This is a genomic window from Micavibrio aeruginosavorus ARL-13, assembly GCF_000226315.1.
In the GTDB taxonomy this organism is placed as follows: Bacteria; Pseudomonadota; Alphaproteobacteria; order Micavibrionales; family Micavibrionaceae; genus Micavibrio; species Micavibrio aeruginosavorus_B.
In genome coordinates this window covers 614421-636722 of record NC_016026.1, presented here as the reverse complement: position 1 = coordinate 636722, position 22302 = coordinate 614421, and the positions used below count along the sequence as shown (strand labels likewise).

Annotated in this window: 27 protein-coding genes and 2 tRNA genes; 16 read left to right on the top strand and 13 right to left on the bottom strand. The window is 55.6% G+C overall.

The annotated features are described in order from the left end of the window. Positions 1–11: 11 nt before the first annotated feature. From MICA_RS02985 to MICA_RS02940, 10 genes are all read right to left on the bottom strand, one after another. Positions 12–1376 carry a DUF2336 domain-containing protein gene (locus tag MICA_RS02985; protein ID WP_014102198.1) on the bottom strand — a complete coding sequence of 455 codons (1365 nt, stop codon included), beginning with the start codon at positions 1374–1376 and terminating at the stop codon, positions 12–14. Between the two features lie 183 nt (positions 1377–1559). Further along, positions 1560–2732 (bottom strand): cell division protein ZapE, encoded by a 1173-nt coding sequence (zapE, locus tag MICA_RS02980; RefSeq protein ID WP_014102196.1) that lies wholly within the window; start codon positions 2730–2732, stop codon positions 1560–1562. After that, positions 2729–3505, bottom strand: coding sequence for a twin-arginine translocase subunit TatC (gene tatC, locus MICA_RS02975; RefSeq protein WP_014102195.1), 777 nt, complete (start codon positions 3503–3505; stop codon positions 2729–2731). Before tatC ends, zapE begins: the two co-directional genes overlap by 4 nt. Next, entirely contained in the window at positions 3502–3807 is a 306-nt protein-coding gene (locus tag MICA_RS02970) for a Sec-independent protein translocase subunit TatA/TatB (RefSeq protein ID WP_014102194.1), read from the bottom strand. Before MICA_RS02970 ends, tatC begins: the two co-directional genes overlap by 4 nt. 45 nt (positions 3808–3852) lie before the next feature. Next, a complete protein-coding gene (gene tatA, locus MICA_RS02965; protein ID WP_014102193.1) occupies positions 3853–4035 on the bottom strand; it encodes a twin-arginine translocase TatA/TatE family subunit in 183 nt (60 codons plus the stop codon). A 5-nt stretch (positions 4036–4040) separates the two neighbouring features. Further along, entirely contained in the window at positions 4041–5228 is a 1188-nt protein-coding gene (gene scpB / locus MICA_RS02960; RefSeq protein ID WP_014102192.1) for an SMC-Scp complex subunit ScpB, read from the bottom strand. Between the two features lie 3 nt (positions 5229–5231). After that, positions 5232–6209: a segregation and condensation protein A gene (locus MICA_RS02955; protein WP_014102191.1), complete on the bottom strand. Its 978-nt coding sequence runs from the start codon at positions 6207–6209 to the stop codon at positions 5232–5234. Then, positions 6202–7203: a glycoside hydrolase family 3 N-terminal domain-containing protein gene (locus tag MICA_RS02950; RefSeq protein ID WP_049782087.1), complete on the bottom strand. Its 1002-nt coding sequence runs from the start codon at positions 7201–7203 to the stop codon at positions 6202–6204. The genes MICA_RS02955 and MICA_RS02950 overlap by 8 nt, the downstream gene beginning before the upstream one ends. After that, on the bottom strand, positions 7187–8170 hold the full coding sequence (locus tag MICA_RS02945; RefSeq protein WP_014102189.1) for an SPOR domain-containing protein: 984 nt from the start codon (positions 8168–8170) through the stop codon (positions 7187–7189). The genes MICA_RS02950 and MICA_RS02945 overlap by 17 nt, the downstream gene beginning before the upstream one ends. Positions 8171–8276: 106 nt before the next feature. Further along, entirely contained in the window at positions 8277–9518 is a 1242-nt protein-coding gene (locus tag MICA_RS02940) for a deoxyguanosinetriphosphate triphosphohydrolase (protein WP_014102188.1), read from the bottom strand. 94 nt (positions 9519–9612) lie between these two features. On the opposite strand from MICA_RS02940, the gene erpA reads away from it, so the two are divergent. Genes erpA through xth form a run of 3 tightly spaced genes read left to right on the top strand, consistent with a single transcriptional unit; the run spans position 9613 to position 11348 of the window. Beyond that, the gene (erpA, locus tag MICA_RS02935) at positions 9613–9954 is read left to right on the top strand and encodes an iron-sulfur cluster insertion protein ErpA (RefSeq protein WP_014102187.1); all 342 of its coding nucleotides are present in this window, start codon (positions 9613–9615) and stop codon (positions 9952–9954) included. After that, the gene (locus MICA_RS02930) at positions 9954–10583 is read left to right on the top strand and encodes a hypothetical protein (RefSeq protein ID WP_014102186.1); all 630 of its coding nucleotides are present in this window, start codon (positions 9954–9956) and stop codon (positions 10581–10583) included. Before erpA ends, MICA_RS02930 begins: the two co-directional genes overlap by 1 nt. Positions 10584–10586: 3 nt before the next feature. After that, on the top strand, positions 10587–11348 hold the full coding sequence (gene xth, locus MICA_RS02925) for an exodeoxyribonuclease III (protein WP_014102185.1): 762 nt from the start codon (positions 10587–10589) through the stop codon (positions 11346–11348). On the opposite strand, the gene MICA_RS02920 is transcribed toward xth, so the two are convergent. Beyond that, positions 11345–13135 carry a potassium/proton antiporter gene (locus MICA_RS02920; RefSeq protein ID WP_014102184.1) on the bottom strand — a complete coding sequence of 597 codons (1791 nt, stop codon included), beginning with the start codon at positions 13133–13135 and terminating at the stop codon, positions 11345–11347. The genes xth and MICA_RS02920 overlap by 4 nt on opposite strands. A 200-nt stretch (positions 13136–13335) precedes the next feature. Here MICA_RS02920 and MICA_RS02915 point away from each other — a divergent pair, with 200 nt between their 5' ends. Next, positions 13336–14214 carry a hypothetical protein gene (locus MICA_RS02915; protein ID WP_236619946.1) on the top strand — a complete coding sequence of 293 codons (879 nt, stop codon included), beginning with the start codon at positions 13336–13338 and terminating at the stop codon, positions 14212–14214. A gap of 6 nt (positions 14215–14220) precedes the next feature. On the opposite strand, the gene MICA_RS02910 is transcribed toward MICA_RS02915, so the two are convergent. Further along, positions 14221–14697, bottom strand: coding sequence for an invasion associated locus B family protein (locus tag MICA_RS02910; RefSeq protein ID WP_014102182.1), 477 nt, complete (start codon positions 14695–14697; stop codon positions 14221–14223). Positions 14698–14786: 89 nt separating this feature from the next. On the opposite strand from MICA_RS02910, the gene MICA_RS02905 reads away from it, so the two are divergent. From MICA_RS02905 to arsB, 4 genes are read left to right on the top strand one after another with little or no spacing between them, the layout of a single operon-like run. Beyond that, on the top strand, positions 14787–15164 hold the full coding sequence (locus tag MICA_RS02905; protein ID WP_014102181.1) for an ArsR/SmtB family transcription factor: 378 nt from the start codon (positions 14787–14789) through the stop codon (positions 15162–15164). After that, positions 15161–15604, top strand: a complete 444-nt coding sequence (locus tag MICA_RS02900; RefSeq protein ID WP_014102180.1) for an ArsI/CadI family heavy metal resistance metalloenzyme — start codon at positions 15161–15163, stop codon at positions 15602–15604. The genes MICA_RS02905 and MICA_RS02900 overlap by 4 nt, the downstream gene beginning before the upstream one ends. Next, positions 15604–16014, top strand: coding sequence for an arsenate reductase ArsC (locus MICA_RS02895; RefSeq protein ID WP_014102179.1), 411 nt, complete (start codon positions 15604–15606; stop codon positions 16012–16014). Before MICA_RS02900 ends, MICA_RS02895 begins: the two co-directional genes overlap by 1 nt. Next, positions 16011–17069: an ACR3 family arsenite efflux transporter gene (arsB, locus tag MICA_RS02890; protein ID WP_014102178.1), complete on the top strand. Its 1059-nt coding sequence runs from the start codon at positions 16011–16013 to the stop codon at positions 17067–17069. Before MICA_RS02895 ends, arsB begins: the two co-directional genes overlap by 4 nt. A gap of 15 nt (positions 17070–17084) precedes the next feature. Here the strand turns inward: arsB and MICA_RS02885 are convergent. Beyond that, positions 17085–17159, bottom strand: a tRNA-Thr gene (locus tag MICA_RS02885). A gap of 198 nt (positions 17160–17357) precedes the next feature. Between MICA_RS02885 and MICA_RS12230 the strand changes: the two genes are divergently transcribed. From MICA_RS12230 to MICA_RS02850, 8 genes are all read left to right on the top strand, one after another. Then, positions 17358–17525 (top strand): hypothetical protein, encoded by a 168-nt coding sequence (locus MICA_RS12230; protein WP_014102177.1) that lies wholly within the window; start codon positions 17358–17360, stop codon positions 17523–17525. Positions 17526–17528: 3 nt separating this feature from the next. Continuing rightward, positions 17529–18149 carry a dCTP deaminase gene (gene dcd / locus MICA_RS02880; RefSeq protein ID WP_014102176.1) on the top strand — a complete coding sequence of 207 codons (621 nt, stop codon included), beginning with the start codon at positions 17529–17531 and terminating at the stop codon, positions 18147–18149. Between the two features lie 93 nt (positions 18150–18242). Beyond that, complete coding sequence (murA, locus tag MICA_RS02875) at positions 18243–19517, top strand: UDP-N-acetylglucosamine 1-carboxyvinyltransferase (RefSeq protein WP_014102175.1); 1275 nt, start codon at positions 18243–18245, stop codon at positions 19515–19517. Further along, positions 19514–19981, top strand: a complete 468-nt coding sequence (locus MICA_RS02870; RefSeq protein WP_014102174.1) for a UPF0262 family protein — start codon at positions 19514–19516, stop codon at positions 19979–19981. The genes murA and MICA_RS02870 overlap by 4 nt, the downstream gene beginning before the upstream one ends. Positions 19982–20056: 75 nt before the next feature. Next, positions 20057–20275 carry a translation initiation factor IF-1 gene (gene infA, locus MICA_RS02865; protein ID WP_014102173.1) on the top strand — a complete coding sequence of 73 codons (219 nt, stop codon included), beginning with the start codon at positions 20057–20059 and terminating at the stop codon, positions 20273–20275. After that, a complete protein-coding gene (locus MICA_RS02860; protein ID WP_041793763.1) occupies positions 20265–20858 on the top strand; it encodes a Maf family protein in 594 nt (197 codons plus the stop codon). The genes infA and MICA_RS02860 overlap by 11 nt, the downstream gene beginning before the upstream one ends. 2 nt (positions 20859–20860) lie before the next feature. Beyond that, positions 20861–22102 carry a ribonuclease E/G gene (locus MICA_RS02855; RefSeq protein ID WP_014102171.1) on the top strand — a complete coding sequence of 414 codons (1242 nt, stop codon included), beginning with the start codon at positions 20861–20863 and terminating at the stop codon, positions 22100–22102. Between the two features lie 105 nt (positions 22103–22207). After that, positions 22208–22283: transfer RNA gene (locus MICA_RS02850), tRNA-Phe, on the top strand. The last annotated feature ends 19 nt before the right edge of the window (positions 22284–22302 follow it).

The following is a 22302-nucleotide window of genomic DNA, read 5'->3' as shown; positions in this document are numbered from 1 at the left end:
ATTGAATAAGGTCAGGCCGCCTCCAGCCCAAGAAATTCCAGCTGCCAACGCAGCTCGTCTTCATCCATCGGATAATCCGTACCGCCCTTGGGGTACAGCAATTGCCGCGGCGGAACGCGGCCAAGATCCTGTTGCAGACGCAGGGCCATACGCATACTCAGCCCCGCCTTCCACGACAGGGCGACGATGGGTTTAGGCGCGCGCAGGGCAAAAACACGACGAACATCGGCCAGCGTCACCCGACCCATAATGCTGATCGCGGCATAGATAAAATCATAATCCTGCATCGCCAGCGCGTCGGACAACATCTCTTCGTCCAGACGCCCTTCGCGCGCCATGCGGGAGGCATAGGCATATTGTTCTTCCTCGGATTTTACCGGCTTTCCATCCGGTGAACTGCTTCTTTGCAGCTCATCGGGGATTGCATCGACAATCTTGTCATCCGACTGGTTCGCGGCATAACCCAAACGGCGTTTGAAAGCTGTGGCAACCTCCTCGGTCGTGCGGCGGTCAAACTTGCCACTGCGCACCAAAATCAGGCGAACGGACTCATTGGCAAACTCGGCCAGTTTCTCCGCCATCTCGGGCGGCAATGTGCGATGGTCGGCCAGGGAACGTTGCCATTCCGGCAAATCCCGGGCCCGGTCGATAATCTTCTGCAACAGGGTCGGGCCAATGTCGGCCCCTTTGTTTTCAATCAGGGTTTTTCCGGCGGCGGCACTACCGTGTTCGATCACGGCAACGGACACATCGCCGCTGACACTGTCACGTCCGGCGATCGCTTCAGAAGCCCAGCCTTCCGGATGCATTTTCAGAATATCAATCAAAACATCGTCCGGCACGGCGGCGCAAAACCGCAGGATCGGTTCCGCCACGGTCCGCTCCACGTCCCGCGCCAGAGTCGATACGACGGAGGGCGGCGCATAGGCCTTGTCCTTCAGCGTCGCGGACAACGCTTTACGAATTTTCAGAACTTCGTCGAGCGCGAGCAGGCCCAAAGTCTGCACCGCGTGTGCGTAGAGTGCGGCCTGCTCCTCCTGAGTCAGGTTGGGCAGAAGACGAACCAGACGTTCGGCCAGAGCCAATCGTACATCCGCGCTGGAGTCCCGTGCGATCAGTAAACTGGCCTGCAAAGGCGTCGCATGGTTTTCGGCAACGGCATGACGCACATCATCCGATGGATCGGTCTGGGCCAGATAATAAAGAATTTCGGGATGCGTTTCCGGGTTCCGCGCAATCGCCATACGTTCATCCAGCGACCCGGACCGCGCTTTTTGCTTTTCAATTTCGTAACGCGCATCATTCCGCGGGGCCTGACCCGGCAGAACAGCGCTTTTTGCGTTCTTTAACAAAAGCTTACGAATGAATGCAAACATGTAACACCAATGTACAGGAAAGACTTTCACAAAGATTTAAAGCCCCAAAGGATATCCGGCACGGATATAAAAGCAATTTGACAACACAACGCAATGCATTGAATTACTTAAATTTTATAAACCACACACAGGCATGCAATAGTAAAGATACGACACGGGCCGTATTTGGCAAAAACGAAAATTTCAGGCCCCTGCCCCAGTCCGCGCCGTATCGTTTTGGTGCCATTCACTGACCGATCGGGCGGTTCGGGCAAACCAGTCGGTGCTCTGCATCTCGGTCAGTCGGCTGACCGTGCGTTGGAACTCGAACGCATGATCATGCCCGTGATAGAGACGATCGACCGGCGCATCCGCCGTGACGATCAACCGCGTGCCGGCATCGTACAGCGCATCCACCAGAGTCATCAGACGCACCGCTTCGTTCCGACGATCATACCCCAGTTTCGCCACCCCCTCCAGCAGGATGGTGTGATAGGTCCGGGCGATGGTGATGTAGTCTTCGGCCCCTAACGGACGTTCGCACAATTCGGCAAAGGTGAACCGGGCGACACCGCGGGCCGTTTGCATGACGGGCACGATCCGCCCCCGAACCTCCAGCGTATCCGCATGGGCGTCGACACCATCAGTCAGGTGGGCGAAAATCTGGTCGGCCCATTCATGGGCGGCGGACCCCAGCGGTGAAAAATACACCCCGCTCGATTCCAGATATTGAAGCCGGTAATCCACAGGACCGGACAGGGACAAAACCTCCATCCGATTCTGCAGCAATTCGATAAAGGGCAGGAAGCGGTCACGTTGCAGCCCCCCTTTATACAGGTCATCCGGAGCACGGTTGCTGGTCATAACCACAGCCACACCTTGGTCAAACAGGGCGGTAAACAACCGCCCTAAAATCATCGCGTCAGCCACGTTGCTGACATGAAATTCGTCAAAGCACAAAACCCGGACGTTTTTGGCCAGATCATCGGCAAAGGCCAGAAGAGCGGAATCGCGCACATCATTATCCGCCTTGCCCGATGCGGCCAGACGGCGGTTATGCATAAAATCATGCACGCCAATCATAAAGTCATGGAAATGGACCCGGCGCTTTTTGATCCCATCGGGCAAGTTGGCAAAGAACAAATCCATGACCATGGACTTTCCCCGCCCTACGGGACCATATAAATACAGCCCGCGGATGGGTGCCGTTTTACGTTTTATGCCAAACCACCCACGGGAGCCCGGTTGTGCCAGAACATCGTCCAACAGCATTTGCAGGGATTCAATCGCGCGTTCCTGATATGGGTCCGCTTGCAACCCGCCATCCGCGACACGGGTTTTATAGCGCGCCAACAGATCGACAGGGGCATGGGTCATGGCGCAGCGGCACGTTCACGAACAATGCGCCGGACCAGCAGGATCGAAATTTCATATAAACCGATCAAGGGAATGGCCAGCCCGATCTGGGAAATCACATCCGGCGGCGTAATCACAGCGGCCACAACAAAGATCAGGACGATGGCGTAACGGCGCCCCCGCACCAAAACAGCATCGGTAATCATACCCGCCCGCGCCATCAGGGACAGCAAAACCGGCAACTGGAAACAGAATCCAAACGCAAACATCAGCACCATCACCAGATCCAGATATTCGCTGACGCGCGCTTCCAACTGGATTGGCAAGGCTGTTTCGGCCCCCGTGCTTTGGAACCCCAAGAAGAACCGCCACGCCATCGGCATAATCAGGTAATAGACCAGCGCGGCCCCGGTGATAAACAACACTGGCGTCGCCACCAGATAGGGCAGGAAGGCCTTGCGCTCCTTTCCATACAAACCAGGTGCAATAAAGCCCCAGATTTGCACAGCCAAAACCGGAAACGTCAAAAACGCCCCGCCCCAGAAAGCAATCTTCAAATAAGTAAAGAACGCTTCGGTCAGGTTGGTGTAAATCAGGCGCTGGCTATCCCCCGGCCCCATGGCATCGGCCAGCGGACGAACCAGAAAACCGTAAATGTCCTGAACAAAGACATAGCAAAAAACCGTACCGGCCAGAATGGCCACAAAACACCACAGCAATCGCGTCCGCAGTTCGACCAGATGATCGACCAGTGGTTTTGGTACGTGATCGGGTTCCTGATGCGGATTGGTCATGACGCACCCCCGGTTTTTTCAATATCTTTTTTCACGGGTACGATATCCGCTTCATCGTCGGATTCAGCTTCGTTTGTATCGGGAATGGCGGCGGATGATGTTTCGTTATATTTACGAATTTCCTCGATATCCACGGCGCGCATGACATCGTCAAAATGGTGCGTCAGAGCAAAACGGATATGCTGCATCTTCCGGACCAGACGGCCCAGCGACATCATCACCTTCGGAATGTCGGACGGACCGATCACGAGAAGCGCCACCAACGTGACGATCAAAAGCTCGGCCCAGCTGATATCAAACATGAATGCAGGTCCCGTTTATGGGGTGCGGATACGCAGTAAAAACGATCAGGAAGGGTCCTGATCGTTCTTTTTCTCAATTTTGGCCGGGGCTTCGTCTTCTTTCAGGCCTTTCTTGAAGCTGCTGATCCCCTTGCCGATGTCTTCCATCAGGCGCGGAATGCGACCAGCCCCGAACAGAACCAGAATAACCAAAATGACGACCAGAATGTGGCCCATGCTAATACCCATGATTTTTACTCCTCATCCTCGTCTTCTTCATCGTCATCATAGCCGTCTTCATCGTCATCCGAATCATCGGCATCATCTTCATCGTCTTCTTCATCAGAATCGGATTCTTCGTCGCTGTCATCATCCTCATCATCGTCGGAAGATGCGGCGGCTTCGACAGGCTCCGCGCCCTCTTCTTCCATATCGTCGATCATGGCAGACAGTTCGGCATCGGCCTCTTCTTCCGTTTCCGGGGCTACGGCGTCTTCTTCGTTGAAGTGCGCTTCGAAACCACCTGCGGTTTCTTCGTCGTCCTCGTCATCTTCGCTCAAGGACTTGGCGTCGTTTTCCTCAATCTGGTCGAACAGGTCCGGGGCGATGTTTTCAATCGCCGGACGGCGATCCAGCAGGCCGGAGGCCTTCAGATCATCCAGACCCGGCAATTCGCTCAAGGTTTCCAGACCGAAATGGTCCAGGAAGCTGGCGGTGGTAACCCAGGTCAACGGGCGGCCCGGCGTTTCGCGGCGACGGCCCGGTTTGACCCAACCGCATTCCATCAGAATATCCAGCGTACCCTTGGCAATCACGACACCGCGAATATTTTCGATTTCCGCACGGGTCACCGGCTGGTGATAGGCCACAATCGCCAATGTTTCCATGGCGGCACGGGACAGCGGGCGACGCACTTCGCGTTTCAGTAACAGGGCATCGTTCAGATCGTCAGCGGTCCGGAACGCCCAATGGCCATCCATTTCCATCAAATGAACACCACGCGTTGCGTATTCTTCCTTCAGCTTCATCAGCATGCCACCAACATCGGAATCTTCCGGCAGGCGTTCACGCATCGCGCTCATGCTGAGCGGTGCGGGGGATGCAAACAACAAGGCCTCGAGAATGCGGATCGTATCCAGCGGGCCAGATTCTTCTTCCACCTCACCTTCGACGGCGTCCGCGACGACAGCATCGTCTTCGGCATCGGACGCTAAAACTTCATCCTCCGAAAACTCATCTTCGGATTCGAAATCGTCTTCTTCAATTTCCTCACCAGCGGACAGATCCGCCTCAACCGCTTCGGCGATGTCCTCGATGGCCTCCATGTCCTCGGCATCATCTTCATCCATGGCCCCATCCATTATTTCGGCCATGATTTCGGCAACGCTGGCCATGGTGTTGTCGCTGATCATTTCTTTGGAATCGTTGTCATCCATGCTCATCTTTTATACTCCCGCTTCGGCGTAACTGGTTTCGGACTCGCCATCAAAATCATCGGCGGCATCCGGGTTGTTATCTTGTTCAACGTCGTCAGATTGTTCGGTATCCGGCCCACCCACGCGGTCACGATCAACAAAGGTCGCGCGCATATAAATCGGGCGGAACAAACCGTCTTGTTTAATTTCGACTTTGCCCTGTTTCACCAATTCCAAACCGGCGGTGAAAGTGGATGCCATGGACGAACGACCATAGAGCGGATCTTTGATTTTTTCCGGCATCAGGCTGTTCATCGTCACCCATGCGCTGTATGGACCCTTGCGCGGCAATTTGCCCAACATGGTGCCGACACGATCCAGCGCCTCTTCCATCGTCATGATGGAGAAGACGGGCAATTCAAACGTCGAAAATTCCTGACGGCGGCGAATATCGCCATAAGCCTTCAGCAAGTCGAACAACGTGATGTCCCACGTGATATCGGTTTTAACACCCAGACCTTCGGGCATGCCGCGCGTGTAAATACCATTGCCCAGATACGGACGGCGGAACAACGCATTGGCCGCATTCTTCATCGCTTCCAAACGGCGCAACTGGAATTGCAGGGCTTCGGCCATCTGGTCGGCAGAGGGTTCATTGCCCTTGGATTCTTCACGCGGCAACAACAGGCGCGATTTCAGATAGGCCAACCATGCCGCCATCACCAGATATTCGGCGGCCAAATCCAAATTCATCGCCTTGGCGCGATCCATGAACACCAGATATTGGCGCGTCAATTGCAGGATGGAAATTTTCGCCAGATCAACTTTCTGGTCGCGGGCCATCACCAACAGGACATCAATCGGACCTTCGTACCCGTCAATGTTCAGTAGCAATTCATCCGGATTATATTCGCCCGGTTCCACACCATCGCGCGGCGGGTCTTCTTCGAACCCGATGACATCATCCAATTCTAAACCGGAATCGGCGTCCATCATTTCATCAGACATGCAATCCCCCATACGCAACATTCGGGCCCTGGCCCGATGCGGGCAGGCTGCGGTTATAACGGCGTACCGCATCGGCGGTCATCACCGGAATGGCGGCCGCGACATCTTTCATCTCATCCATCTTGCCGCTGCAATGCAGGACGATGTCGCACCCGGCATCCAGCGTGGCTTTCGCGCGCACGCCCATATCACCAATGCGGCCCAGCGCGTTCATCACAATATCATCGGTCAGCAACAGGCCATCAAAACCCAGTTGCTTGCGGATCACGCCACCGATCAGAGCCGGCGAACATGTGGCGGGCAAAACATTATCAACGGCGTCATAAACAATGTGCGACACCATGCCCCACACAGCATCCACGAAATCCTGTTTCAGTAGATCGCGGTAAGGTAAGAAATCAACCGCTTCCAGATCAAGCATCGCGGCCTTTACATGCGGCAGATCGAGGTGGGAATCGAGCGTTGCACGGCCCTGCCCCGGCATGTGTTTAATCACCGGTACAATACCCTTCGCCAGATAGGCGCGGCAGGATGCAATGGCGCGTTCGGATACAATCGCCGCATCCTTGGAAAACGCACGATCGCCAATGGCGGCGTGCGTATCGTCAAACAGAACATCCAGAACGGGGGCGCAGTTTACATTGACGCCCATGGCGTTCAGCGTATCGGCAATGGCGCCACTTTGTGCCGCAACCGCCGCCGTGTCCGGCAAATTCTGCGCCGCGATGGTTGCGGGCCAGTGCGGTTGACGCAGACGAGCGACGCGTCCGCCTTCCTGATCAATCAGGATTGGAACCTCACGCCCCAGCAAAGATTGCAGGTCAGCCGTCAGCGCCATCAATTGAACCGGGTCGATCGCGTTGCGCGCGAACAGAATGAAGCCCAGCGGGTTGACCGTTTTGAAAAACGCGCGTTCTTCATCCGTCAGGGCCGGGCCCGACAGACCAAAGATCGCCGCCAGCGGCGCGTTCTGCGGATCAACGGGCAACAACAATACAACCCCCTGGACGCTTGGCGGAAATGGCCGTGCAGATGGATTTGGCTTGATCCTGGCTGAGCGGGCCACCCTGAATGCGGTAGAACACACCCTTGGCCCCCAGATCAGCTTTCTGCACGCGCAGCTCAACACTGCCTAACTGCGCCGGGAATGCGGCCTGCATTTTCTTCCATTCGGCACGGGCGGCGGCTTCATCCTTCACGCTGGCCATCTGAACGAAATGGGTTCCATCCTGCACCGCCTTCACAGCAGGCGCGGCGGCACCAGCAGCGGGTTCGGTGGCGGCCACTTTTTCTTCAACCTTTTCCGCGCTGCGGATGTCGGTTTTCTTTTCCGGGGCAATCACCGGGGTTGGCATGCCGGCCGGTTTGGAATCTTCAACCGGTGTAACAGGCTCTTCATCCGCGGCTTTTTCCGGTTCATCGACGGCAGATTCTTTTTCCAGCGCCGCGTTGGGCTTCGGCTCGGCGCTCAAATCATCATCAACCATTTTTGCGGCCGGAACATCGGACGCATCGGCCATTTGTGTCTCCGGCGTCAATGTTTCGGTTTTCAAACCGGCAAACATTTGTTCGCGCGTCATCGGCTCTTCCGGCGGGGGCAGAAGGTTTTCAACCTTGCTGGCGCCATCTTCGGCATTGTTTGCGGATCGCAATGTGTCGAACAAGGTGCTGTCACGGTACGGAATATCCATCCCACCCGGATCATCCGGCGTGGTTTTATAGGACGCGGACGCCATATCGGCATCGGCCTGCACCATCGGGACAGGACGCGTCGGATCATCACCGCGCGGGTAGCTGACCCAAAAGACAGCGAGAAGGATAAACAGCGCGCCCAACCCCATCAAAACGGTCAAGAACGGTGCGCGTGCGCTCAAACGCGTGCGCCCATTTTCAAGCGCCCGCGCAATCCGGCCAAAGGGGTTTCCCCCTTCGGGATCATCAAATTCATCATGGTAGGTCATGGGCGCTACTGTAGGAAAACCGGGGCTTTTCCTCAAGCATTCCTTGAGTCTTATCCGCAGGGTTATATGGCGGAAAAATCGCTGACAAATCAGAGATTTAGGGGAATCAACGCAAATCCCAGTGCAGATCAAACAGGCGCTCGTGCTCTTTTATGGCATATCGGTCGGTCATCCCGGCGATATAATCGGCCACAATCCGCGCCCGGGGCCGGATTCCGTCGACATCCCCACCCCCCACATCCTCGACCCGTTTTTGCCATTCCGGGGGCAAAAGATGGTATTCATTCATGAATGCTTCGTACAAATCCCGCACCACGCGGCTGACCTTCGTCCGCATGCGGCGGACGGTGTAATGGCGGTACATATTTTCATACAAAAATTCGCGCAGGCCATCGACCTTGTCCCGCATGGGGTCGGAAAACGCCACCATGGCGTGACCCGCCATACGCACGTCTTCGACACTGGATGGGTTCAGGGCTTTCAAACGGCGGCGCGTTTCGCCCAGAACATCTTCGATCATCACGCCAATCATTTCGCGGATGACTTCGAAAATGATGATTTTGGGTTCGCAATCCGGCCATTCGGATTCCACCTGCGGAATAATATCGGCCAGCAGCGGCACGGTGCGCAGATCATTCAAGGTGAAGAGCCCAGCGCGCAAACCATCTTCAACATCATGGTTGTTGTACGCGATATCATCGGCCAATGCCGCCACCTGTGCCTCGACCGAGGCATAGGTATCCAGACGCAAATCCATCTGATCATTCACCATCGTAACCGTGACAGGCAAGCCCGCCGATTCCGGCGTTTCACCCTTTTTCAGCAACGGGCCGTTATGCTTTGCAACACCTTCCAGCGTTTCCCATGTCAGGTTCAGGCCCGGCCATGCCGGGTAACGGCGTTCAAGGTGCGTTAAAACGCGGAGTGATTGATCGTTATGATCGAACCCACCCACATCATTCATGCATTCCACCATCACATCTTCGCCCACATGCGCGAACGGGGTGTGGCCCAGATCGTGGGCCAGGGCAACGGCTTCGGCCAGATCTTCGTTCACGAACAGGGCCCGGGCCAAGGACCGGGCAATTTGTGCGACTTCGATCGTATGGGACAGGCGTGTACGGAAATGGTCGCCCTCGTGATAGACGAACACTTGCGTTTTGTATTTCAGGCGGCGGAACGCGCTGCAATGAATGATGCGGTCACGATCACGCTGGAACGGGGTGCGGGTGGCCGATTCCGTGGACGGGTAAATCCGCCCCGCCGTTTGGTCCGGGCGGCAGGCATAAGACGCCAGTGGCAGGGCACAGTAATTATAGGTGGCTTGGTCAGCGGCCAGGTTGCTCATCACGCGATTATCCGTAACAGGTTGAAATTTCGGGCCAGATTAACGCGTTAATGGGGAATTGAAAATACCCCCCTTGGCACTCTATATATAGTGTATGGACACACAGACCCGCACAATCACCCTGACCGATGCTCTGGCCCGCCGGATAAAGGCGCTCCAGACCGCGCAATCCAACCCGGACCTGATGCTCCGGGTCGAGGTTCTGGGCGGTGGCTGTTCAGGGTTCCAGTATAAATTCAGCTTCGCCAGCGATGTGGCCAGTGACGACCATGTGTTCGACCATGACGGCATTCGCGTGCTGGTCGATGACGTGTCGCTGGATTACCTGAACGGTTCGACCGTTGATTATGTCGAAGACCTTGTTGGCGCCAGCTTCCAGATCAAAAACCCGAATGCCACATCGTCCTGCGGCTGCGGCACATCGTTTGCCATGTGATGATGAAATTATTTTTCTTTACCCCCGCCATTATATGCTTGCTGCTGAGCGCGTGCGCCAGTGTGGATGTGAATGAACCGCGCCCCTATGCCGGATATTTCGAGCAGAAGAAACTGACCGCCCCCGCACCAAAATCCTTTGATGTCTGCCGTGGGTATGGGTGTGCATCGCGCGACCGTGTGTCGCTGTCATCCGCTGAGTGGGGCAAGGCCACCGCACCGTTGCGCCAAACCATCACCAACGCGCCCGCCGAACGGGCCGCCATCGCCAAATCCATCGGCTTGATGGAGCGCGTTGTGGGCCAGAAAACCGGCACCGCCGTTGATGTGGCCGGAACATACGACACGCTCGGCCCCTATCAACTGGACTGCGTGGATGAAAGCACGAACGCCACCGTCTATCTGGCGATGATGGAAGAAGCGGGATTGTTCAAATTCCACAAAACCACCCGTCCCACCGCCCGCGTTCCGATCTTCGTGGCCCAAGGCCCGCACCAGACCGCCGCCCTGATCGAAATTAAAACAGGCGCGCGTTACGCCGCCGATTCATGGTTCCATGATAACGGCCATCCGGCAGAAATCGTGCCCATGGGTGAGTGGAAAATGGGCTGGACCCCACAGGGAGATTAAAAAATGAAAATCGCCACATGGAACGTCAATTCAATCAAGGTCCGTTTGGACCATGCCAAAAATTGGGTTGAAACAAACCACCCAGACGTTTTGATGATTCAGGAATTAAAGGGCGAAGCCTTTCCATCCGAAACATTCCAAGCCATCGGGTACAACGCCGAATTTGTGGGCCAGAAAGCGTATAACGGCGTGGCCGTTTTATCGCCGCACCCGATTAATGTCATCCTGAACCGCCTGCCGGGCGATGATGCGGATGAACAGGCACGGTATCTGGAAGTTGAGGTCAAGGGCCTGCGCCTGATCAACATCTACCTGCCCAACGGCAATCCGGTGGACAGTGAAAAATTCCCATACAAATTACAATGGATGGCCCGGTTAAAAGATCGTCTGGCCCATTTGCGGCGTGAGGGCATTGTCTTCGCCGTCGGCGGGGATTTCAACGTCATCCCGGAGCCAGAAGATTGTCACGATCCCAAAGCATGGGAAAACGACGCCCTGTTCCGGCCAGAAAGCCGCGCGGCGTTTCGCGCCCTGCTCTGGCTCGGCCTGACCGATGCGCTGCGCGTCGTCAATAACGCACCGCGCCAATACACCTATTGGGATTATCAGGCCGGTGCATGGCCGGCGGATAAGGGCATTCGTATCGATCATTTCCTGCTCTCCCCCACCCTTACGGATAGATTGCAGGATTGTGTGATCGACCGTGACCCACGGGCATTGGATAAGGCCAGCGACCATACGCCGCTGGTGATGACGATTGATTAAGTTGACGGACGGACAAAGCGGTTGAACAATGCGCGCGCCGCCGACACGTCCGGGCCGGTCTTGATGGTTTCGACGACAATGTCCGCCGCCGTAATATCCCCGGCATTACACGCCCGCACGATCATGATGGCACGGTCATAGGTGATTTTATCCCCCACCGCCGGACGCCCCAGGAAATGCATATCGAATGCTTCCTGCACGGTCATTTCCTCTTCCTCTGATCGGACGCGAAAACCATGTTCTTCGGCCAGGTCGCGCATCACCGCATCCGGCAAAACCGAATAGGTCTGGAAAATCGTATCACCCACCTGCACCGGGGCGGCGTCATCACCATCAGAAGCGAACAAACGGTCCAGACGGTGGGCTTGGTGCGGCGGCGCAAGGAAATAAGCGTAATCCCCGACATGAAAGGCCGTGCTGTTATCAATATCGACAATGGTGTTTTCACGCACCGCCATCAATGGCCGCGCCCAAGACGGCAAAATACGATTGCGGAAGAAATTGCTGTCTTCGGTAATGGTATAACCGACCAGCTCCATATCCAGCTGGCCAGGTAGATCCAGCTCCACCCTGCGCACTTGCGGCACCGTATTGGGTAACCCCATGCCCAATCGCCGCGCCATCAGCGGAATGGTCCATCCCTGCAACACCAGTGACACCAGAACAACGAAGAACGCCGTGTTGAAATACACTTCCGCGTGCGGCAGCCCGACCAGAACCGGCAGGGTGGACAGGAAAATACTAACCGCGCCGCGCAACCCCACCCAAGAGATAAATAATTTTTCTTTTGGTTTATAACGGAAGGCCTCAAGACAGACCCAAATCATGGCGGGGCGCGCAATAAAGATCAGAAACAGCGCCAGGCCCAAGCCCGGCACGGCATACTCCATCAACTTGGCTGGATTCACCAGCAAACCCAGCACGATAAACATGACAATCTGGCACAGCCAGGTCACCGCGTCGTGGAATTTCACAATACTGGGAAAAGCCCGTACCGGACGGTTACCAACGATCAGACCCGCGATATACACCGCCAGAAATCCACTCCCCTGCAGCAGGGCCGCCACGGAAAAAATAAACACGGCAAAAGCCACAACAAACAAGGGGTGCAATCCACCCGGCAGGTGAATACGGTTCAGCAAAGCCGACACCGACAATCCGCCGCCAATCCCCACCATCGTTCCCACAACGGCCTGCAGAATGAAGATGGATGCCATTTGCAGCGCGGCCCCCTCCATCGTCACCATGGACAGGATCTGCACCATCATCAGCGTCAGGAACACGGCGATGGGATCGTTGGTGCCGGATTCAACCTCCAGCAACGCCCCCACGCGGTGACGCAGATAAAGCCCGCTGGATTTCAGCAAAAAGAACACCGCCGCCGCATCGGTCGACGCCACGATGGAGCCCAGCAAAAACCCCTGCGCCCATGTCAGGTTCAGGAAATACACCGCGGGCACCGCCATCAACCCCGCCGTTATCAAAACGCCGACGGTGGCCAACACCATGGATGGGGCCAGAACACTGCGGAAATTGTTTAATCGGGTGCGCAAGCCGCCATCAAACAGAATAATCGCCAGCGCCAACGACCCGATCAGGTACGCCAGGCGATAATTATCAAACGCCAACCCCCCCGGCCCGCTTTCCCCCGCCAGCATGCCGATGACCAAGAAGACCAACAACATCGGCGCGCCAAAACGCGTGGCGATCAGACTGGAAAAAATTCCAACCAAAACCAACGCGGCCCCCAGCAAAAGCGAGGCATTGACCAGATAGATGCTTTCCATTGTGGTGTATGTTCCCCTTGGCGGCATGTGTGTGCACGATAGTGTAACGTGGCCCCAGCATTACACAAGAATACCTTGCAAAAAAAACGTTATGAAAAAATCACCGCTCTATCGAGCGGGAAACAGCGTGGCACAGGGCAACCCCATATGATATGTATGGATATCTGAATAATTCCACCGTTCACCATCCGGATTTTATCATGACTTTGAAATTACAAATTATCCGCCGCCCCCTGTTCACATTGGGATTGCTGGGACTGGCCGTTGGTGTTGTGGCGATGACCAGCGCCTGCACCATCCTGCGCGAGGAAGGGGCCACCCGCCTGGCCGCCCCGGTTCATATGAACAAGCGCCAGATCGAAACCGGATCAACCAGCCTGGTCGCCTATGAGCGTGTGCACAAACAAGGCGGCATCGCCAACGTCTATATCGAAGGCGACGGACTGGTTCTGAAAGGCGAGCATCAGGCCGCCCCAACGCTGGACCCCACGCCCGACAATCCGGTGGCCCTGCATCTGGCAACGCGGGACAAAGGCGACAATGTCATTTATCTGGCCCGCCCGTGCCAATATCTGACCGCCGATAAAAACCCGGCCTGCGATGAAAAAGGCTGGGCCGCAAAACGTTTTTCCGTCGAAAATATGGACGCGATGAATGATGCGCTGGACAACATGCGCAACAAATACGGCTTCGTTGGCTTTAACCTGATTGGGTATGGCGGCGGCGGCCAGGTGGCCATTCTGCTGGGCGCGAAGCGTAAAGACATCCTGACCATCCGCACGGTGGCCAGCACACTGGATCACCAAAGCTGGACCGCGAACAAAGAGATCCCCGCATTGGAAGGATCATTGAACGCGAAAGATTTCGCCCGCGATGTCGCGACCATCCCGCAACATCACTTTATCGGTGCGTGGGATGATTTGATCACCACCTATAACTACAATGATTTCCGCGCAGCGATGGGTCCGTCCACCTGCATCCGAATGAGCAAGATTGATGAAGCCGATGGCGCCGATGGCTGGGTCAACCGCTGGCCCTCCATCATGGATCTTCCTGTTGATTGCAACAGCGATCAATAAACCGATTTAATCCTGTTTCGTCTTAGCGGCCGCTTCATCCAGAGCGGCCGTTATGCCATTCAGGGAAATGGGAAGGGTGACATCCTTGCCCGCAAAACTTTGAAACGCCAGTGTGGCCGCACGCCCCTTGCGCAATTCGGTCAGCACCACATCATCCAGCGTTAAGAACGCCATGCATCCATCATGGGTGCAATACCGCACTTGCGCCCCATACGGGGCCGCATTGTCGATGGAGAGCTTAACCCCCGCGGGCAACATAATGCCCAACGGCAACACCATCACCCCGCGCGCTGGTTGCCTCGGCCCATCGGGAAACCCGATGGCAATTTCCGCCATACGTTGCACGGTGCCCTTGACCATCAACCGTTGCCACGCTTCGCACTGCGTTCCATCCGGCGCACAACGCACGGCCCAGTCGGCGGCATGGGCCGCCGGTGCGAACCCGAGACACAACAATAAAAAAACCAAGGCTAAGACTTTCATAGGGCCGCTCCTAGCGGTTTAGCGTGTTGGAAAGACTGACTTTATCATCCCGCTTGACATTTCCCGAATATGTCGATTATTCTGGACATATGGACATACAAAACGCCCTTATCGCCTTTGATGCGCTGTCTCAAGAAACCCGCCTGCGGGCGTTTCGCCTGTTGGTCGGTTATGGGCCGGACGGTGCCCCCGCCGGGCATCTGAGCGACACACTGGGCATTCCGCACAATACGCTGTCGTTCCATTTGAACCATATGAGCAATGCGGGATTGATCCAGTCGCGACGCGAGGGGCGATCGATTATCTATTCCGTTAATTTCGATCTGTTCACCGGGCTGATCCGCTTCATGATCGAAGATTGTTGCAGTGTCGATTTCGCGCGGATCAAAGATGACAAAAAACGCGGCTGCGCAGTGATTGAACTCACCCCTTGCTGCCCCACATCACAGAAGGAGAAAACACAATGAAACGCTTACACATTCACCTTGGCGTAAAAAATATTGATGACAGTGTGCGGTTTTATTCCGCCCTGTTCGGGGCCGATCCGGTCAAACACAAACCGGATTACGCGAAATGGATGCTGGATGACCCGCACGTCAATTTCGCCATCTCCACCCGCGCGGGAAAAACCGGCGTGGACCATATGGGCATTCAGGTCGATACGGCCGATGAATTAAACGCCATCCGCACCCAGATGTCGGATGCGAATATCAGCACGCACAGCGACGGCGAAACAACTTGCTGCTACGCCAAATCCGAAAAATCATGGGTCGAAGATCCGAATGGCATTGCATGGGAAGCCTACCACACCATGGAGGATGCACAGATTTTCTCCGCCGCCGATACATCATCAGAAAGCGGTGCGTGCTGCGTTCCCACTACAAAAAGCGGGAGCTGCTGCGGATAATGGAACGGATTTTGGTTCTCTGCACCGGCAATTCGTGCCGGTCGATCATGGCCGAGGCTCTGCTCAATCATCTGGGGCGCGGACGTGTCGTGTCGGTCAGCGCGGGCAGCCGCCCCACGGGCCACGTTCACCCGCTCTCCCTCGCCACGTTGAATCGTCACGGCATCGATCCCGGCCAGCCGCGCAGCCAGTCATGGGACGCCTTTGCAGATCAAAATTTTGATCTGGTCATCACCGTCTGCGATCAAGCGGCGGCGGAAATTTGCCCGGTATTTTTGGGACCAACCAAAAAACTGCACTGGTCCACCCCAGATCCCGCCAAGGCAACAGGAACGGATGCGGATATTCAAGCCGCATTTGATGACGTATTCCACCAACTGAAGCACCGGATTGAAGAGTACCTAGCATGACCTCCTGCACTCCGCGCCGCCTGTCCTTTCTGGATCGTTATTTAACGCTCTGGATCTTTCTGGCCATGGCGATGGGTGTTGGAATTGGGTCCATCTTCACCAGCGCACCGGATTTTTTAAACAGCCTGTCCATCGGGTCCACCAATATCCCCATAGCGATTGGCTTGATTTTGATGATGTATCCGCCCTTGGCGCGGGTGAAATACGAAGAATTGCTGCTCGTTTTCAAGGATTGGAAAATCCTGACCCTGTCGTTGGTACAAAACTGGGTGATTGGGCCCGTGTTGATGTTCGCGCTGGCGGTTTTGTTTTTGCGTGATTACCCCGAATATATGACGGGCCTGATCCTGATTGGTCTGGCGCGGTGCATTGCCATGGTGATTGTGTGGAACCAACTGGCCGAGGGGGATAACCAATATGTCGCCGCATTGGTCGCGTTTAACAGTATTTTTCAACTGGTTTTCTTCAGTGTCTATGCGTGGTTTTTCCTGAGCGTTTTGCCGCCCGCCTTTGGATTAAACGGCCAGATCATCAATGTGGATTTCATCACCATCACCGAAAGTGTTTTCATTTATCTGGGCATTCCGTTTTTTGCCGGATTTTTCACGCGCAAAATCTTGATCCAGAAAAAAGGACGCGATTGGTACGAAACCCGTTTCCTGCCCAGCATTAATCCGATGACATTGATTGCGCTGTTGCTGACCATCGTGGCGATGTTTTCATTGAAGGGCGGCATGGTTTTGGAATTGCCGCTGGACGTGGTGCGCATTGCCCTTCCGCTGGCCATTTATTTTGTGGTGATGTTTGTCATCAGCTTTGCCATGGGGAAAATGATCGGGGCCGATTACGGTAAAACCACCGCAACCTCCTTCACCGCCGCCAGCAATAATTTTGAACTGGCCATCGCCGTGGCCATTGCGACTTTCGGCCTGGCCTCGCCCGTTGCCTTTGCCACGGTGATCGGACCGCTGGTCGAGGTCCCTGTCCTGATCGCCATGGTCAGCGTGGCCTTCTGGTTCCGGAAACGATTCTGGAACAAAAACACAATACATTGATATATAAAGGGAAAATGGTGCTGCCAGAGAGGATTGAACTCTCGACCTCTCCCTTACCAAGGGAGTGCTCTACCACTGAGCTACGGCAGCGCGCCGGGGAAACGGTCGTTTGAAACCGGGCAAACTTCTAACCCATTCATTCCCCGGTGTCCAGCACCATATTACAGGACCATGAAACCTGCAAAATGGCGGATAACCGGGCGGAAAATCCGGTTTTTACTGGTCCAAAGGGGGTTTGGACGCTATAAAAACCGTGTTTCCCAAAAACGATGACAGGATTCGACCCTTATGACGAATCAAACCAGAAACGCCGCGACGCTGGCCGCAGACAGGGCGAAAGCCGAAAAGCGAGCCGAAGCCCTGCGCCAAAATCTGGCCCGTCGCAAAGGACAAAGCCGCGAGCGCGCAGAACAAATTGCAGACCAGAATAACGACAAGACCGAGAAGGACCAGTAAGACATGACCGCCGAACACGCCCTGAAAGATATTGAAAAGCTGGCCGCAAACGTGGGCGCCGATGCCATTCCCGGCATTCTGGCCGACCACCAGATCCGCTGGCTGGCGCAGAACGAGGGCATGATCGAACCGTTCGTGGAAAAACAAACCCGCGAGGGCGTGATTTCGTACGGCCTGTCATCCTATGGTTATGACGCGCGCTGCTCCGACGATTTCATGATCTTCACCAATATCGACAACGCCATCGTCGACCCGAAGAATTTTTCGAACCAGAGCTTCGTTGAACGCAAAACCGACGTGTGCGTCATTCCACCCAACAGCTTCGTGCTGACCCGCACGGTGGAATATTTCCGCATTCCAAAGGATGTTCTGGTCATCTGCCTGGGCAAAAGCACCTATGCACGCTGCGGTCTGATCGTGAATGTCACACCGCTGGAACCGGGTTGGGAAGGCCATGTGACATTGGAAATTTCCAACACCACCCCCCTGCCCGCGAAAATTTACGCGAACGAAGGGCTGTGCCAGTTCCTGTTCTTCAAGGGATCGGATGCATGCGAAGTCAGCTACGCTGACCGCAGCGGTAAATATATGGGCCAACGTGGCGTCACATTGCCGCGCCTGTAATTCAGACACCAAGAAAGCACCGACATGACACCGACACAATCCGCACAGGCCGTTGCCGATAACAGCGCAGAAACATCGCCGGAGAAAAAGGGCATGGATAAAATTCGCGTTGGCGGTGGTAACCGCCTGAATGGCACCATTGAAATTTCCGGTGCCAAGAACGCAGCCCTGCCGCTGATGTGCGCGTGCTTGCTGAGTGCGGAACCGCTGCGCCTGACCAACGTGCCGACCGGGTTGCAGGACATTAAAACCCTGCGCCAGGTTTTGGAAAGCCTGGGCGTTGCGATCGCCACCAACGATGATGGCGCGATGATCATGCAGGCCACGCAAATCAGCGACACCCACGCCGATTACGAACTGGTGCGTAAAATGCGTGCCAGCATTCTGGTTATGGGTCCGCTGGTTGCGCGCACGGGCACGGCCACCGTATCCCTGCCGGGTGGATGCGCGATCGGCACACGCCCGATCGACCTCCACATCATGGGGCTGGAAGCCATGGGCGCAAAAATCGAACTGGATGGCGGATATGTACACGCCAAAGCCCCCGGCGGATTGAAGGGCGCGGAAATCACCTTTCCCAAAGTATCCGTGGGCGCGACCGAGAACATCATGATGGCCGCAACACTGGCCAAGGGTGAAACCAAACTGTACAACGCGGCGAAAGAGCCGGAGATTGTCGATCTGGCCGAATGCCTGATCGCCATGGGCGCGGATATTTCCGGTCATGGAACCGATACCATCACCATTCGCGGTGTTGAAAAACTGCACGACGCCTTGCACCCGGTCGTACCGGACCGCATTGAAACCGGCACGTTTATGATTGCCGTTGCATTGACGGGCGGGTCACTGACCCTGAAACGTGCGCGACTGGAACATTTGAAGGCCCTGGTCGGCCCGTTGAAAGCCGCTGGTGTCCATATCGAAGACAGCGCGGATGGCAGCGGCGTCATCGTCAGCCGCAACGGCACGCCGTTGAAGGGCACGGATATTATGACCGAGCCCTACCCCGGTTTCCCCACCGATATGCAGGCACAATTTATGACCATGCTGACCCAATGCGAGGGCGCGGGCATGGTCACGGAAACGATTTTTGAAAACCGTTTCATGCACGTTCCGGAACTGTGCCGCATGGGCGCGAATATCACCGTGCATAACGGGTCCGCCATCGTGCGCGGTGTGAAACGTTTGAAGGGGGCCGAGGTTATGGCCACCGATTTGCGCGCGTCCGTTGCGTTGGTTCTGGCTGGTCTGGTCGCCGATGGCGATACATACGTCAACCGCATCTATCACCTGGACCGCGGATATGAACGTCTGGTTGAAAAACTGTCCGCCGTTGGCGCGGATATCGAGCGCGTTGCGTCGGCATGAGCATTGCAAACATCACATTAAAAGAATGTGATGAAACCGGGTCGCTGTCCTGTGAACGTAAAAGTGCGCTGGATGGGCTGGCGACCAAGAATAATTTTTCTCCGCTGGGCACCGATGCGCCGGGTCCATTCGACCTGACCCTGTCGATTCAGGATAACCGGCTGGTCATGGAATTAACCGATGCCAATGGCCTGTCCTTGCCCACCTTGGTCCTGTCCTTGCGCCCCTATGCCCGGCTGATCCGCGACTATTTCATGATGATTGAAAGTTATGAAACCGCCCGCCGGGACGGTCACCATATGCGATTGGAGGCCATCGATATGGGCCGCCGCGGCCTGCATAACGAAGGGGCCGAACTGCTTCAGGACCGGTTAAAAGACCGGATTTCCATGGATTTTGAAACTGCCCGGCGCCTTTTCACCCTGATTTGTGCGCTTTATGGGGGTCGTGGGCCGATTTTATAGGCTTCGGGTTGCAAACGGCCCCGGATTGCGTTAAATAACCGTCTGTTTTAAAGCACTTTTTGGAATTTGGACTGAATGGCAAAAGAAGATCTGATGGAGTTTAAGGGAACGGTGTTGGAAGTTCTTCCCAACGCAATGTTCCGCGTCAAACTCGAAAACAACCACGAAATTCTGGCCCACACGGCGGGCAAGATGCGTAAGAACCGCATTCGCGTTCTGGCGGGTGATACGGTCGTTGTTGAAATGACCCCGTATGACCTGACCAAAGGCCGCATTATTTTCCGTGAAAAATAATCTAAACCGCGCGCCGTTGGTTTTGGCCTCGGCGTCGCCGCGCCGTCTGGACCTTCTGGCCCAGATGGGCATTACCCCCGATCACATCGCCCCCGCTGATCTTGATGAAACGCCGTTGAAGGCGGAAACGCCGGACGCGCACGCGTTGCGCCTGGCGATTGAGAAAGCCCGCGCCGTGGCCGCCAAACACCCCGCATCCATCGTTCTTGCCGCCGATACGGTCGTCGCCTGTGGCCGCCGCATTTTGCCCAAGGCCGAGAGCGAAGCGCAAGCGCGCGAATGTTTGAAAATCCTCTCCGGCCGTCGCCACCGTGTTTATAACGGCATTTGCGTGATTGGCGCGGATGGCACGGAGCACACGGCCATCACCAACACCATCGTGCGGATCAAGGCCCTGTCCCGCGTTGAAGCCGAATCCTATATCGCCAGTGGCGAATGGCACGGCAAGGCGGGCGGTTACGCCATTCAGGGCCGCGCCGCCGCATTCATTCCCTTTATCAGCGGGTCATACTCCACAATTGTCGGGTTGTCCCTGTATGATACAATGCGTCTGTTGAATCGTGCAGGGTACAGTCAGGATTAAGCATGGCCAGTGGCGTTGACATTCTGATCGAAGAGCTGGATGGCAGCCTGTGGGTCGCCACGATGGAGAAAAACCGTCTGGTCGGGCTCGAGGTCGATCCGGTGCATGAAGAAGTCCGCTGGGGCTCCATTTACTGGGGCCGCGTCTTCCGCATTGATGCCGCATTGGACGCCGTGTTCGTCGATCTGGACGGGCAGAACAAGGGCATCCTGAACAACGCCGATGTGTATTTGCAGGAACCGGACGGAAAAATCCGCCGGGGTGGCGATGTCGCTATTGGTAAAATCCTGCAAGCCGGACAAATGATCGCGGTACAGGCTAAATCCGGATACGTCCCCAAACAAGATGACGAAATGTTCCCGCACAGCGAGGAGAAAATTCCCCGCCTGACCATGAACATCGCTTTACCGGGCCGCTATTTAATCCACACGCCGTTGGGCCGGGAAAACCGTGTATCATCACGCATTCGCAATAAACAGATGCGCGATCAATTAAAGACCATGCTGGATTCTTTCCATGAAATGCATGGCTATATCCTGCGCGCCGCTGCCGCCGACACACAAACGGTTATTTTGACGCGCGAAGCCGAAATTTTGCGTGCGATCTGGGAACAGGTGCAGGAACATTTTACGGGGGTTGAACCCACCCTGCTCATGCTCGGCCCCGATTCCGTGCAACGGACGTTAAGCGACCAATCGATCGGCCGGATCAATCGTATCGAAGTGGCCACCATGGACCATTATCAATACGCCGAAGAATGGTGTGAAATTTTCGCTCCCGATCTGGTCACCAAAATTCAGGCCGTCGAACTGGAAAACGGCGAAGAGGATATGGCCCTGTTCGATGAGCGCGACATTATGGGCCAGATCGAAGATTTGTTTCAGCCTTATATGGTCCTCGAAAACGGCGGCAGCGTGATTATCGAGAAAACCGCCGCCCTGACCGCGATTGATGTAAACCGTGGCGGCGACAAACGATCCAATCTGGCCATCAATATCGAGGCCGCCATCGAAATTGCGCGCCAGATCCGCATCCGCAATCTGGGCGGCATGATCCTGATTGATTTTATTCGGCTGAAAAGCAAGGATGAACAAGACGCCCTGCGCCGTGCGATGGAAGATGCCATCGGCACCGACCCGTGCACCGTCCAAATTCACGGTTTTTCACCCATGGGCCTGATGGAAATCACCCGCAGCCGCCGCACCCCGCCGTTGCACGACCGGTTTTACACGAAATTCGACTAAAACCGCCTGACCCGATCCGGCAAATCTTTGAAATATTTCATATAAAACCCTCTGGACATTCCGGTTTCAGACCTGTATAAGCCCATAATCCGTTTTTCGAAGCGGGCCCGAGTAGCTCAGTTGGTAGAGCAGGCGACTGAAAATCGCCGTGTCGGTGGTTCAAATCCGCCCTCGGGCACCATCTCTCTACCGTCCGCCCC